Raw genomic sequence first — 14,200 nt, 5'->3', positions numbered from 1 at the left:
TGGCACGCAGGTGACTGTTTATATTGATGTTTCGTGCGCGCGCCAATTTGAGCGCAGTCTAGTCAATGAAATGCATTTGCGCACCTGTCAACCCTGACAGGTAGCCATTTCCCGTGGCGGCGCACGCTCAAGAAAACGCCGCGGGCGCATTGCTGCCCCGGCGGCGTTTCGGGCCCGATTCCGGCCTGAGCCAGGCCCAGCGCGCCTGTCAGCCCGTTCAGGCGGCCCGCGCCTGCGCTGTGGCCAGGCGTGCGCGCACGGCGTTGGCGGCGGCGACCATGTGGGTCAGGGCCCCGTCTACCTGCGTCCAGTCACGCGTTTTCAGACCGCAATCCGGGTTGATCCACAGACGCTCCGCCGGAATGCGCGCCAGCGCCGCCTCGATCAGACGCTCCATTTCCGCCTGCGACGGCACACGCGGCGAGTGAATGTCGTACACGCCCGGGCCGATTTCGTTCGGATACTCGAAGGCTTCGAACGCACCGAGCAGTTCCATATCGGAGCGCGTGGTCTCGATGGAAATTACGTCGGCGTCGAGCGCGGCAATCGACGGCAGAATGTCGTGGAATTCCGAGTAGCACATATGTGTGTGGATCTGCGTGTCGTCGGCAACGCCCGACGAGCACACCCGAAACGCGCGCACCGCCCACGCCAGATACGCCGGCCAGTCACCTTCGCGCAGCGGCAAGCCCTCGCGCAATGCCGGCTCGTCGATCTGAATCACGCGCACGCCCGCTTTCTCCAGCGCCGCCACTTCCTCGCGCAGCGCGAGCGCGATTTGCAGCGCCGTGAGTTCGCGCGGCTGATCGTCGCGCACGAACGACCATTGCAGCATCGTCACCGGCCCGGTCAGCATGCCCTTGACCGGCTTGTCCGTCAGTTGCTGGGCGTAGGCGCTCCACGTCACGGTCATCGGCTCGGGCAGATAGACGTCGCCATAAATCACGGGCGGCTTCACGCAACGCGAGCCGTAGCTCTGCACCCAGCCACTCTCGGTGATGACGAAGCCCCACAGCAGATCGCCGAAGTACTCGACCATGTCGTTACGCTCGGCTTCGCCGTGCACGAGCACATCCAGGCCATAGGTTTCCTGCTTCTCGATAGCCAGACGAATCTGCGCGCGCATCGTCTCCAGATACTCCAGATGCGACATCGCACGACGCTTGAAGTCCGCACGCGCCGTGCGAATCGCTGCGGTCTGCGGGAACGAGCCGATGGTCGTCGTCGGCAACGCGGGCAGCTTGAGCCACGCGCGCTGCGCGTCGGCGCGCGCGGGATACTCGGACGCACGGCGCGCATCGGCCTCGGTCAGCGTCGCCAGACGCTTCTGCACCACACTGTTGTGAATGCGCGGCGACGTACGACGCGCGGCCTGCGCCGTGGCGTCGGCCACGAAGGCGGCGCGCACGTCGGCCTTGGCGAACTCGGCGACGTCGAGCGAGCGGCACAGCAACACCAGTTCCGCGAGCTTCTGCACGGCGAATGCGAGCCACGTGCGCACTTCCTTATCGAGACGAACCTCGCTCGACAGATCGACCGGGCAGTGCATGAGCGAGCAGCTCGATGCGATCCACAGACGCTCGCCAAGCGTTTCCGCCAGCGACACGAGTTGCGCGCGCGCACGCGTGAGATCGCAGCGCCAGACATTGCGGCCATCGACCACACCGGCGGACAGCACCTTGTCGTTCGGCCAAAGCGCGGCGAACGTCTCGAGTTGCTTTGGCGCACGCACCCCGTCGACGTGCACACCGGCCACCGGCAACGTCGTCAGCAACGCGGCATGCTCGCTGACATCGCCGAAATACGTGGCGAGCAACAGCGACGGGGCGACGACGCTCAGACGGCGGTAGACCGGCTCGAAGGCGTCGCGCCACGCTTGGGGCAAGTCGAGCGCGAGAATCGGCTCGTCGATCTGCACCCACGTCACGCCCTGCGCCTTCAGACGCGCGAGCACGCGCTCATATGGCGCGATCAGTTCGGGCAACAGCGACAGACGGTCCCTCAGACCGCCCTTCTCCTTGCCGAGATACAGCAGCGAGAGCGGCCCGAGCAGCACGGGTTTGACGTTCGCGCCTTCGATCAGCGCCTCGGCCACTTCCTCGAAGAGCCATTCGGTGCCTTGACCGAAACGCGTCTGCGGCGAGTATTCCGGCACGAGATAGTGGTAGTTCGTATCGAACCACTTCGTCATTTCCATCGCGCTTTGCTGCGCGTTCCCGCGCGCGGCGGCGAAGTAATCGGCCAGCGTGAGCGCCGCGGGCGCGGCGCCAAAGCGCTCCGGCAGCCCACCCACGAGCGCCAGTGTCGAGAGCACCTGGTCGTACCAATGGAAGTCGCCGACGGTGATCCAGTCGAGGCCGGCGTCGCGCTGTGCACGGCGGTTGGCCGCGCGAATGCGGCGTCCGACGTCTTGCAACGCAGTGACAGCCATCTCGTCGCGCCAGTAGGCCTCGACGGCAAATTTGAGTTCACGCTGCGCGCCAATGCGCGGCAATCCGAGTACGTGGGCCTGAGCCATGTGCGCTGTCCTAAACGGAAACTTGCGATATTGCAAATGAGTTGTCGGCGGACAATGTCCGCCCAGGCTGGCAGTATCCGGGGCACCCATGTATTATTCAAACGAAAGTTTTTGAGATTCGTCATTAATTTTATTCATGCAACGAACACCCATCGAACTTCGTCATCTGCAAACGTTGCTCGCGCTGCGCGACACCGGCAGCGTTTCACGTGCGGCGCTCTGGCTGCACCTGACGCAGTCCGCCCTTTCGCATCAGATCAAGGCACTGGAAGATTTCTATGGCTTGCCGCTGTTCGTGCGCAAGTCCTCGCCGCTGGTGTTTACGCCCGCGGGCAAGCGCCTGCTCGCGCTGGCCGAAGAGGTGGTGCCTGCGGTCGACGAGGCGGGACGCGACCTGACGCGGCTCGCGCAAGGCACGCAGGGCACGCTGCGCATCGCCGTGGAATGTCACACCTGTTTCGATTGGCTGATGCCCGCCATGGACGCGTTTCGTGTGCGCTGGCCGGAAGTGGAACTGGATATCGTGTCGGGTTTTCACGCCGACCCGATCGGGCTGCTGCATCAGGATCGCGCCGATCTGGCGATCATTTCGGAGCATGAGGAAGGCGAGGCGGTGGACTTTCATCCGCTGTTCCGCTTCCAGATGATGGCGCTCATGGCGAACGACCATCCGCTCGCGGGCAAGTCGCATCTCGACGCCGAGGATTTCCGCGACGAAACGCTCATCACCTACCCCGTGCCCGACGACATGCTCGATATCGTGCGTCAGATACTTCGCCCGGCCGGGATCGAGCCCACGCGCCGCACGACCGAGTTGACGGTGGCGATTCTGCAACTCGTCGCGAGCCGCCGCGGGCTGGCCGCACTGCCGCTATGGGCGGTGACGGGCTATCTTGAGCGTCGCTATGTGAGTGCGCGTCCGATCACGCCGCAGGGGCTGACAGCCGAGCTGTGGGCCGCCACGCTGCCTACCGTGACCGAGCGCCCGTACATCGGCGAGTTCGTCTCGCTCATGCGCGAGACGAGCCTGCTCACGTTGCCGGAGATCGAGTTGCTTTGACGTCCGGCCCCGCTATCGGGCAGGCCGTCGCACGATCAGTCGGCAGACGCGCTTGCCCGAGCTGGCGCTCGTGACGTCTTCCTCGTGCAAGACAATGCCTTCGTGCAGCGCGGCGCGCACCACGCTGGGGTCGAAAGCGCTGTAGAGACGGCCGTCCTCGTGCCGCAGATCGGCCCCTTCGGTCACGCGCCACGACACGTAGAGCACGCCGCCCGGACGCACCAGCGTCCAGAGCCGGTCGGCCGCCAGGGGCACGTCGCTCGCCGGCAGGTGCATGAGCACCGTCTCGCAAATCACGTTATCAAACTGTGCCGTCACGCTTTCGAGCATCGGCAACCGGTCGACGTGAAACGTCACCCAGGGGAACGACTTGCGCGCCAGCGCGACGAGCGCAGGCGAGCTGTCGTAGCCCGTGACGTCGAACCCTTGTTGCGCGAGCCACGCGGCGTCGCGCCCGTTGCCGCACCCTACGTCGATCGTGCGCCCGGCCGCAATGAAATGACGCACGAGCAGCGCGTACATGTCGTCCGGCGGCGGCTGGTTGAGCCAGTCCTCGTGATACCGCTCGGCATTGGCCTCGTAGGCCGCTTCGGTTTGCAGGTCCGCCATGATCGTGATCTCCGGGGGCGTGAACGGTCAGCTTATTGCGAAATCTTCTCCAGCGCGATATCCCGCGTGCGCGGCCCCATCAGGCCAATGGCGAGCATGACGACCAGCATTGCACAGGAGATGAACGCGAACACGCCGGTCACGCCGAAATTGCGCAGCACCGACGCGATCAGAAATGCCGTGAAGATCGCCGAGAAACGGCTCCACGAATAGACGAAACCGACCGCACGCGCGCGAATGCCCGTGGGGAACAACTCCGTCTGATACGCGTGATAGCTGTACGACATGATGTTGTTCGCGAGCGTCAGGCCGATCCCCATCGCGATGAGCAGGAACGACGAGGTGACCTGAGAGAACACGATACCGCACACGATACCGATGCCGGCCGTCCAGACGATGGCGTGCTTGCGCTCGACCTTGTCGGCCATCCAGAGTCCGATCAGCGGTCCGATGGGCGCGGCCAGGGCGATCACGCTCGAATACGCCAGACTCGTCGTCACCGTGATGCCCTGCTTGATGAGCAGCGTCGGCACCCAGTTGGCGAAGCCGTAGAAGCCGACCGTCTGGAAGATGTTGAACAGAATCATCATGATCGCGCGCTTGCGATACGGCGGCACCCACATGTCGCGAAACGCGCTCTTCGGCACCACCGGCTCCGGTGCGCCCGGCGGCGGCAGCGGCTTGCCGTATTCGCGCTCGACCTTGGCTTCGAGCGCCGAGAGCACGCGCTCGGCTTCGTCGAGACGTCCCTGCTGCGCGAGCCAGCGCGGGCTTTCCGGCAGCGCACGGCGAATCCACCAGACGAACACCGCGCCGTGCGCACCGATGAGCACCACCCAGCGCCAGCCTTCCAGACCAAGGAATTCGCGCGGCACAAGCCAGTAGGCGAGCAGCGCGACGACCGGCACGGCCGTGAAGCCGACGGCCTGCTCGCACGCGAACGCGCGGCCGCGAATCTGCTTGGGTACGAGCTCGGCGATGTAAGTGCCGATTGTCACCAGCTCCACGCCAATGCCCAGGCCCACCACGAAGCGCCAGAAGTTCACGCCCGTGGCCGTGTCCTGAAACGCCATGATGACGTTGGCGACCGTGTACCAGAGCAGCGAGCCGGTGAAGACGGCGCGGCGCCCGAAGCGGTCGGCGAGAAAGCCGCACGCAATGGTGCCGATGAACAGCCCCGAGAACAGCGCGGCGATAAAGCTCGCCACCCCGGTCGTGCCGAACAGGCCCGGCGTCGTGGGCGTCAGAATGCCGCTCTTCACCAGGCCCGGTGCGATATAGCCGGTGTAGAGCAGATCGTAGAGTTCGAAGAAAAAGCCGAGACTGAGCAGCACCACCAGCTTCCAGACGGTGCGGGTCGGTGGCAGACGGTCGAGTCGGGCGGAAATGTCACCTGCGCTCAGGTGGGTTGCCGCAGTCGTTGCTTGAGCGGCGCGAGGCATGGAAGGCATTGAAACGTCAGGGGATGGCATGGAAATCGTCTCCGGGCCCGTTCGGTCATGGCCGAACTGCGCATCGTTGTTGGCCGACGTCCGTCACAACGCCGGATACACCATGAATCGACAGGCACGAGGCCGAAATTGTGCCACGAATGACACCGCGCCAGTCACCTTTGCCACGCACTACGAAAAATTGCGATGTTCATCAACAACAGCACGCGCTTCGGCACCCTCCGTCACTCGCAGCACATCGTTGCGGATCTATCGCGCCGCACGGCATTTGTCGCACCTGCTGAAACACACGTCCGGGCGATGCGAAGCGGGCGACTCAATCGCGCTCCCCGACGACGGCGGCCTTCAGTTCGTCGAAACCGACAATGCGCCCGGCCAACGCACTCGCCGCCACCGTGTAGGGACTGGCGAGCCACACGCTGCCCGGGCCCGAGCGCCCCGGGAAGTTGCGGTTGATCGCGCTGATCGTGACTTGCCCGGTGGACGTCGACTGGCCCGGCCCGCAGTTCGCACATGCGCCGCAACCGGGCATGACGAGCGTGACGCCCGCGGCCTCGAACGTGTCCAGATAGCCCTGTGCTTCGCAATAGGCGCGCACGTCCATCGTGCCGAATTGCAGGAACAGCGAGCGTCCCTGCGCGACGCGCAAGCCGTGCGCGACGCCCCACGCCAGTACGTCGTGATATGCATCGAAGTCGTCGCGCTTGCCTGCGGTGCATGAGCCGCCGTACGCGATGTCGATGGCCACGGGCGCATCGAGCTCTGCGAGCGCCACGCCGTTGCCCGGATCGCCGGGACGCGCCAGCATGGGTGTGAGCGAGGCGGCGTCGATGCGAATCACGTCGCGATAGCGGGCGCCGGCGTCGCTCGTCATCCACGGCGCGAGCGTGAAATCGATACCGCGCCGCGCTTTGAGAAACGCCACCGTTTTCTCATCCGGCGCGACGATGCCGGTGAACCCGCCCAGCTCGGCCACCATATTGGTAAGCGTGGCGCGTTCGTCGACCGACATGGCGCGCACGGCACTCCCCACATATTCGAAGACGAGGCCGATGGCGTCGCCGCTGCGGATCGCGTCGAGTCGCAACAGATGGAGCACGACGTCCTTGGCCGTCACGCCCGGCGCGAGGTCGCCGTCGATCTCGATGCGCAGCGTCTGCGGCACCTTGCAGCGGACGTAGCCCGTGACCCAGCTATTCGCGATATCCGTCGCGCCCGCGCCGAACGCCAGACAACCGAGCGCGCCCGCATGCGGCGTGTGCGAGTCGGTGCCGATCACGATCTGCCCCGGCAACGCGTAGCGCTCGGCCATCAGCGCGTGGCAGATGCCGTCGGCGCCCTCCATACTTCCTTCGTTGCCTTGCGTCCCCTCGTTAGCCAACTGACCATGCGCCAACACGGGATAACGTGAGACGAACTCGCGATGGCCGCTCGTCAGATTGGCCACGCCGGGCAGCAGCCCCTGCGAGACGTGCGGAAAACTCTGCGCGGCCAGCACCAGATGGTCCTGGAACGCGATGATGCGCGCCGGATCGTAAAGCGCCGCCGGCTCTCCGAATGCGCCATGCATCAGATGTGCGCACATCCCCGTGAAGTAGTCGTGCGAGAAGCGCCAGTCGACGCGCACGAACACGCCGTCGCCGTGCTCGGTCCCTGGCGTGGCCGGGTGTAGGCGTCGCGCCATGATCTTCTCGACGAGGGTGCGCGGTGGCGTGTTGTCCGTGTTGAGCGTGTTGCGGATATCCGGCCCATCGTCATGCGGCGCCAGGGGCGCGGGCCACTCGGCGAACTTGCTATACGCGAGCAGGCCGCCGCTGCGGATGATCTGCTGCGTGAGGGCGTCGCGACCCTTGAGGAATTCGGTAATGGGAATGGCTTCCCCGGCCTGAATGCGTTCGAGCACGCCGAAGTCGGTCGTCGTCAGAATGCCGATGTTGTCGCAGTTCTGCTGATAGATGCGCTCGAAGCTCTCGGCAACGATCAGCCGGATACCGGCGGAGCGTTCCGCGAGCGGGCTCGATTCTCGCGAGGAGCCCTTGCCGTAGCGCTTGCCCGCAACGGTGACCTGAAAGCCACCGCGCCGCACTGCATGCTCGCCGATGGGCAGCGCGTTACCCGCTTTGAAACCGACGTAAGGGTAGCGTCCAAGTCGCTCGTCGTACGTGAGCATGACGGTGACGGGCGTGATTTCGTCGGTCGAGACGTTATCGCGCAGCGCGCCGGCCTCGGCGCGAGCGATGGACTCACCGGCCAACTGACGGCGCACGATGGCCGGGTCGTCGGACAGAAACAGCACACGGCCGTCGAAACGAATGGTGTCTTCCATGCAGCAATTACCTCCGGAAGACAGCATAGCGGCCGCGTCATCGCCCTGTCGTGCCGTCTCGGCAAGCCCGGCGTGACAGATTGCGAAGGGCCACAGGCGGCGCGCGCTCCGGGGAGTACCGCCGCCGGTTATGCGTCCAACGCGCCCTGCCCTTGCCCCTGCGCCAGGAAATTGACCACGGCGGACGCCGTCGCACTCAACTGCTCACGCGAGGGAAAAACAAGCCACAGTTGGCGATGCGCCCATTCGTCGGTCAGCGGGCGCACCACCACGTCGAGCTTGCCCACGTACAACTGGCCGACCTGCTCGGGCGCGATGGCGATACCAAGGCCCGCGTGCGCCATGCGGCACAGGGCGTCGAGGCTGGAAACGCGAATCTTGATCCTCAGCGACTCGCCCGCGGCGCTCGCCTGTTGACGCAACAACTGCGTGAGCGCGCTGTTGCCCTGAAGGCCGACAAGCGTCTCGCCCACACACGCCGAGAACGGAATTTCCCCGGTGCGGGCGGCCAGCGGATGCCCCACCGGCAGAATCACGGCGAGCCGGTCGCGACGGTACGGCACCATCGTGAAAGCCTCGATGCCCTCGAGCGCGTTGCAGATACCCACGTCCACGGCCCGCTCGGCTACGCGCTGAAGCACCTCGTTGCTGTGTTGTTCGTCGAGCTCGACGTCCACGGCGGAAAAAACCCGGCCGAATGCGGCAAGGTCTTCCGGCAGAAACTGCACGATGGCGGACAAATTCGCCGCAATGCGCACGCTGCCGCGCGCCCCCTCATGAAATTGGGACAACTCGGCGCCCAGCGACTCGATCGTGCCCAGAATACGTTCGGCATAGCGGCGCACCGTCTCACCGACTGGCGTGACGGTAATACCGCGCTGATGACGCTGGATGAGCGAGAGGCCCACGATCGCCTCAATGTCGGCAATGCGGCGACTGATGGCCGAGGGCGCGATGAACTCGCGCTCGGCGGCGCGCGCCATGCTCCGCTCCTGGCAGACGGCCACGAAAAGGCGCAAAGAAGTGAGATCGAGCTTGCGGAGAAGGTTTTCCATACCCGTACGGCAATACACCGGAAATGCCGGAAACGCCCGGCTGGCGCGGCCCCGCAAGGGGCACGTCTTTTGCTGGACAAACAACGAATCGACGCCTATTATACGCATCGCGTACACAGCCCTGCCGACCCGACCATGAGTGCACAGCAGACTTTCCTGCGCGACGCGATGCGTCGCCTGAACATGACCCGCGACACCTTCGCCGAGCGCATCGGCGTTCGCCGGCGCGCCCTCGACACCTGGCTGCTGCCGGAAGACTCGAGCGAATATCGCACGATGCCGAGCATCGTAGAGAAATTCGTCGGGGAAATTCTAGGTCGCGAAGCGCCGTCCGCAGAATCTACGCAAAGCGCACACAAGCCATTGCGCGAACGCATGGGACTGGACGGCAAGCCGCATCTGATCTCCGTCGACCAGTTCTCGCGCGACTCGCTCGAAGAATTGTTCCACGTAGCCGACATCATGCAACCGATCGCGCGCCGCCAGAAGATCTCGCGTGTGCTCGAAGGCGCCGTGCTCGGCAACCTGTTCTTCGAAGCCAGCACCCGCACCCGCGTGAGCTTCGGCTCCGCCTTCTGCCGTCTCGGCGGCTCGGTGTGCGACACGACCGGCTTCACGTTCTCGTCGATGGCCAAGGGCGAATCGATCTACGACACGAGCCGTGTCATGAGCGGTTACGTCGACGCACTCGTCGTGCGTCACCCCGAAAAGGGCTCGGTCGCCGAATTCGCGCGCGCCACGAACATCCCCGTCATCAATGGCGGCGACGGTCCGGGCGAACACCCGAGCCAGGCGATTCTCGATCTGTACACCATCGGCCGCGAATTCTCGCGCCTGGGCAAGCTGGTCGACGGCGCCCACGTGGCCATGGTCGGCGATCTGCGCTACGGCCGCACGGTGCACTCGCTGATCAAGCTGCTCGCGCTGTATCGCGGCCTGAAGTTCACGCTGATCTCGCCGCCGTCGCTGGAAATGCCGACGTACATTCTCGATCAGATCTCGCAGAACGGTCACGTGATCGTGCAGAGCAACTCGCTCGCCGATCTCGCGGGCGCCGACGTGGTCTATGCGACGCGCATCCAGAAGGAGCGTTTCGCCGACGAAGCGATCGAGGGCTACACGCCGGACTTCCAGATCAACGAAGCGCTGATCAACCAGTATTGCGACAGCCGTACGATCATCATGCACCCGCTGCCGCGCGACAGCCGCCCGGGCGCCAACGATCTGTCGACGGATCTGAATCACGATCCGCGTCTGGCGATCTTCCGTCAGACGGACAACGGCATTCCCGTGCGGATGGCGATTTTCGCAATCCTGCTCGGCGTGGACAAGCAAGTTCAGCACAGCATGCGCGACGCCGCCTGGCGCTCGCCGTCGCACATCGGTCCGGACGACGCGCTGTTCGACGGCCTCGACTGATCGCGTAAGCATCGAGCGTCTCGGACATTTCCGAGACGCTATCCTCTCCCATCCGATATTGCACTGCCCCCAAGGATTTTTCGCGGGGGCAGTGTCGCTTTACGAGTAAAATTGCGTCCATATTCAAATAGGTACGCTTTTTTTGCTTTTCCGGAGGCCCACATGCGGCGCAAGACCCTTACCCAATATCTCATCGAACAGCAGCGGGAATTCAACAACATTCCTGCCGAGCTGCGTCTGCTGATCGAAGTCGTCGCGCGCGCGTGCAAGTCGATCAGCCATGCCGTATCCAAGGGCGCGCTGGGTGGCGTGCTGGGCAGCGCCGGCAGCGAGAACGTGCAGGGCGAAGTCCAGAAGAAGCTCGACGTCATCTCCAACGAGATCATGCTCGAGGCGAATGAATGGGGCGGCCATCTGGCGGCCATGGCGTCCGAAGAGATGGAAGACGTCTTCCACATTCCGAACCGTTATCCGCAGGGCGAATACTTGCTGATGTTCGATCCGCTCGACGGCTCGTCGAACATCGACGTGAACGTGTCGATCGGCACGATCTTCTCGGTGCTGCGTTGCCCAGACGGCGTGACGGACCCGACCGAGAAGGACTTCCTGCAACCGGGCACGCAACAGGTTGCGGCCGGCTACGCGGTGTACGGTCCGCAAACGATTCTGGTGCTGACGACGGGCCACGGTGTGAACTGCTTCACGCTGGATCGTGAGATGGGCTCGTGGGTGCTCACGCAGGAAGGCATGCGCATTCCGGAAGACACCAAGGAGTTCGCAATCAACATGTCGAACGAGCGCCACTGGTATCCGCCGGTGCAGCGCTATATCGGCGAGTTGCTGCAAGGCAAGGAAGGCGTACGCGGCAAGGACTTCAACATGCGCTGGATCGCGTCGATGGTGGCGGACGTGCATCGCATTCTGACGCGCGGCGGCGTGTTCATGTACCCGGCAGACAAGCGCGATCCGGATAAGCCGGGCAAGCTGCGCATCATGTACGAAGCGAACCCGATGAGCTTCCTGGTGGAGCAGGCGGGGGGGGCGTCGACGAACGGGGTGCAGCGCATTCTGGACATTCAGCCGCAGAAGCTGCACGAGCGCGTGGCGGTGTTCCTTGGCTCGAAGAACGAAGTCGAGCGCGTGACCGGTTATCACCACGAAGCGGACGCGAAGTAAGGTCGCGGGATCGTCGTCGCGAAACTGGCGGGATGCCGCAAAAAATTCCGCAAAATTTTTTGCGACGGCGAAGCGCAGGATTCCCGAAATTTCAATGATTTACGCGCGACTCGCGCAGACAAGCGGCAGACGCAGCGAAAAATCTTTGAAAAAAGTAGTGACAAATAGAGAAAGTCTGCTATTATCTCACTTCTTCGCAGCGCCGGAGTAGCTCAGTCGGTAGAGCAGCTCATTCGTAATGAGAAGGTCGGGGGTTCGATTCCTCTCTCCGGCACCAGCGACTTCCTAAGTCCCTGGTCATGCAAGCAAGACGAAGTACTAAGCAGTCAACAAAAAAGCCGCCCGAATATGTCGTGCGGCTTTTTTGTTTTTGTCGTCCGCCGGGACCGGAGAAAGGGATCGAATCCTCGACCGCATTCCCCGCACGCGCCCTTCCCCTCGAACGTCGGCGATGCGGTATCAGCGCATCGCCGGCTCGTCATCCTTCACTCGTCCACCTTCCCCACCTTTCCTGCCGTAGCGCTCGCACCACCTTCGATAGCGTTATCGTTCGCACCGTCCTCATCCTCGGCGGGCTGCGCCATCCATTCGTGATATCCCTGCGCGCCCATCTTGCGCATCAGGGCTTCGTTACGTTCGTAGATCGTTTCGGCTTCGGGGAACGCTTCCACTGCGCGGTCGATGCTCGTCTCGCGCAGCAGATGCAGAATCGGATACGGTGAGCGATTCGTGAAATTCTCCACGTCGTCGGGATCCGTGCCGTCGAATTGATAGTCTGGATGAAAGCTCGCAATCTGCATCTCACCTTCGAGATGCAACTGCTTGAGCATGCGCTGCGCGAAGAACAGCGCGTCGTTGTACTCGTGGAAGTCGAGTAGTGCGCCCGGCAGGATCAACAGCGTCGTGTCGACCACCTGCGGATCGGCGTCGACCAGCCATCGCAACTCGTGTTCAAGATCGAGCAACGCGCCCTCCATATCACGTGCCGCACTCACTGCGTAGCGGATCTGATCCTTGACGTGCACCGCCTTCGCGAACGGGCAAAGATTCAACCCGATCACGGCGCGTGTGAGCCAATGACGCGTCGCCGCAATCACGGCTTCATTGTCCTGGGTCTGCACCGGGTCGGGGGTCGATCCGGCGGCAGGAATGGTTTTGTCCGGCATACGAAAAACGTGGCGATGATTCATGAATACGGCATTGTAATTCGCCTCCCGCTCGCATCGGCATGCCCGTGATCGATAACCTCGCGGCGCAAATGCCAAAACCGGCGTCCGGGATGTGCGCAACCATGCGGCCTTTCCTCCGCCAAGTGCTCAACGACCATGCCCGGCATCTCATCTGCTACCTCTTTCGCCCCCGGCACCTACGATGGCCACGCGGCACCGCCCGCGCCTGCCGACAGCACACAGCTGGCCGCGATGACATTGAACGAATTGCTCGCCATTGCTCCCTCATCGACGCACCGCCCGCAAGACATCCGCCTCACCTTGGTCGACGCGCAAACCGCTGCGGGTCGCGAGTTACGAGACGCCTGCGAAAGCGCCTCATCGAACGGAACGCTGTTCCTCGACATGGTGACGCTGCTCACCCTGCCAGAGGAGGAACGCACCCTGGATCGATTGACCGACGCCGGCATCTTCCTCGCTCCTGGACGTGCACGGCATTTGCGCAGCGAAGACGCCGCATTGCTGCGAAGTAACGAAGGCCTGCAACTTTGGCTGCGATACGCCGCCGAGCCCGCTGCCTATATGGATCTGTTCGACGGCACGGACGTCTTTGGCCCAGCGTTCGCCGACGACCAGACGCGCATCGACAAGATCCTCCGGGTACTGGTGGCGTGCGGGCGCGACCGGACCGACGCCACGCCGTCGTACCCGGCCGACAGCGCACCGTACAACCCGCTGTCGCATCTGTGCAGTCAGATTGCACCGCAATGGCTGCGCCGTGTGCTCGAACTCGGCACCGATCCCAACCAGGCAAGCCAGACCGGCACCCCCCTGGCGGCAGCCGCCATGCGCGCCGAAGCCATGCGTCTGCACAACGCGGGAAAAGACCCCTTGCTTGTGCACGACTCGCTGCGCCAACTCGCCGAACTGCTCAAACGGCACGGCAGCAATCTGATGCAACCGAATCGCCGCGGCGTGCCGGCGGTCGCGCTGCTCACCCTCCATGGGCTCTGCGGCGCAGCCGAAGCGCTGCTCGCGGCTGGGGCCGATCCGAACGCCGCCGACACCTCCGGCAATACGCTCATGCACTATCTGGCTCACGCCATTCATGAACGCAACGACCCACGACGGCATGACACCGCCCAACTCGCGCATTACACCCTGATTGCCGCCTCGCGCTACGGCGGCGATCTGAGTCTCGTGAACCGTTTAGGACACGCCGCACGCGATTGGATACCGGCGTTAATGCCACTCTCTCCGATGATCAGCGATTCACTCGCCCACATCGCACGCGAGACCGCGCTGCGGCGCATCAAAGCGCTCAGTTAGTCCCCGCTGGCGCCGTCCGGCGTCGGCCGTCTCCATCATCTGCATCATCTCTATCGTCTCGGTCACCTCTGCGCATCGTGACGACAGG

At 63.8% G+C, this 14,200-nt stretch carries 10 protein-coding genes and 1 tRNA gene; 5 read left to right on the top strand and 6 right to left on the bottom strand.

The genetic code is table 11. The features are described 5' to 3' along the window. Positions 1-217: 217 nt before the first annotated feature. Positions 218-2,518, bottom strand: a complete 2,301-nt coding sequence (gene metE / locus ACIPHM_RS15790) for a 5-methyltetrahydropteroyltriglutamate--homocysteine S-methyltransferase (RefSeq protein ID WP_400329818.1) — start codon at positions 2,516-2,518, stop codon at positions 218-220. A gap of 136 nt (positions 2,519-2,654) precedes the next feature. On the opposite strand from metE, the gene ACIPHM_RS15785 reads away from it, so the two are divergent. Further along, entirely contained in the window at positions 2,655-3,578 is a 924-nt protein-coding gene (locus ACIPHM_RS15785; protein WP_400329816.1) for a LysR substrate-binding domain-containing protein, read from the top strand. A 12-nt stretch (positions 3,579-3,590) separates the two neighbouring features. Here ACIPHM_RS15785 and ACIPHM_RS15780 read toward each other — a convergent pair whose 3' ends face one another. From ACIPHM_RS15780 to ACIPHM_RS15765, 4 genes are all read right to left on the bottom strand, one after another. Next, complete coding sequence (locus ACIPHM_RS15780) at positions 3,591-4,187, bottom strand: class I SAM-dependent methyltransferase (RefSeq protein ID WP_400329814.1); 597 nt, start codon at positions 4,185-4,187, stop codon at positions 3,591-3,593. Positions 4,188-4,219: 32 nt separating this feature from the next. Then, positions 4,220-5,638, bottom strand: a complete 1,419-nt coding sequence (locus ACIPHM_RS15775) for an MFS transporter (RefSeq protein WP_400329811.1) — start codon at positions 5,636-5,638, stop codon at positions 4,220-4,222. Between the two features lie 316 nt (positions 5,639-5,954). Then, a complete protein-coding gene (locus tag ACIPHM_RS15770) occupies positions 5,955-7,964 on the bottom strand; it encodes an aconitase family protein (RefSeq protein WP_400329809.1) in 2,010 nt (669 codons plus the stop codon). A gap of 128 nt (positions 7,965-8,092) precedes the next feature. Beyond that, a complete protein-coding gene (locus tag ACIPHM_RS15765) occupies positions 8,093-9,019 on the bottom strand; it encodes a LysR family transcriptional regulator (protein WP_400329806.1) in 927 nt (308 codons plus the stop codon). A 135-nt stretch (positions 9,020-9,154) separates the two neighbouring features. Here ACIPHM_RS15765 and ACIPHM_RS15760 point away from each other — a divergent pair, with 135 nt between their 5' ends. The 3 genes from ACIPHM_RS15760 (at position 9,155) to ACIPHM_RS15750 (ending at position 11,891) form a co-directional block, all read left to right on the top strand. Continuing rightward, positions 9,155-10,438 (top strand): aspartate carbamoyltransferase, encoded by a 1,284-nt coding sequence (locus ACIPHM_RS15760; RefSeq protein WP_039402605.1) that lies wholly within the window; start codon positions 9,155-9,157, stop codon positions 10,436-10,438. Positions 10,439-10,600: 162 nt separating this feature from the next. Further along, on the top strand, positions 10,601-11,614 hold the full coding sequence (locus tag ACIPHM_RS15755) for a class 1 fructose-bisphosphatase (protein WP_400329802.1): 1,014 nt from the start codon (positions 10,601-10,603) through the stop codon (positions 11,612-11,614). Positions 11,615-11,815: 201 nt separating this feature from the next. Beyond that, a tRNA-Thr gene (locus ACIPHM_RS15750) sits at positions 11,816-11,891 on the top strand. Between the two features lie 208 nt (positions 11,892-12,099). On the opposite strand, the gene ACIPHM_RS15745 is transcribed toward ACIPHM_RS15750, so the two are convergent. Next, positions 12,100-12,780 carry a DUF1415 domain-containing protein gene (locus tag ACIPHM_RS15745; protein ID WP_400329799.1) on the bottom strand — a complete coding sequence of 227 codons (681 nt, stop codon included), beginning with the start codon at positions 12,778-12,780 and terminating at the stop codon, positions 12,100-12,102. A 255-nt stretch (positions 12,781-13,035) separates the two neighbouring features. Between ACIPHM_RS15745 and ACIPHM_RS15740 the strand changes: the two genes are divergently transcribed. Next, complete coding sequence (locus ACIPHM_RS15740; protein WP_400329797.1) at positions 13,036-14,112, top strand: hypothetical protein; 1,077 nt, start codon at positions 13,036-13,038, stop codon at positions 14,110-14,112. Positions 14,113-14,200 lie beyond the last annotated feature (88 nt).

Source organism: Pandoraea sp. NPDC087047 (assembly GCF_044745225.1).
Taxonomy (GTDB): domain Bacteria; phylum Pseudomonadota; class Gammaproteobacteria; order Burkholderiales; family Burkholderiaceae; genus Pandoraea.
The sequence above is the reverse complement of the archived record's forward strand: the minus strand, read 5'-3'. Positions and strand labels throughout refer to the sequence as shown.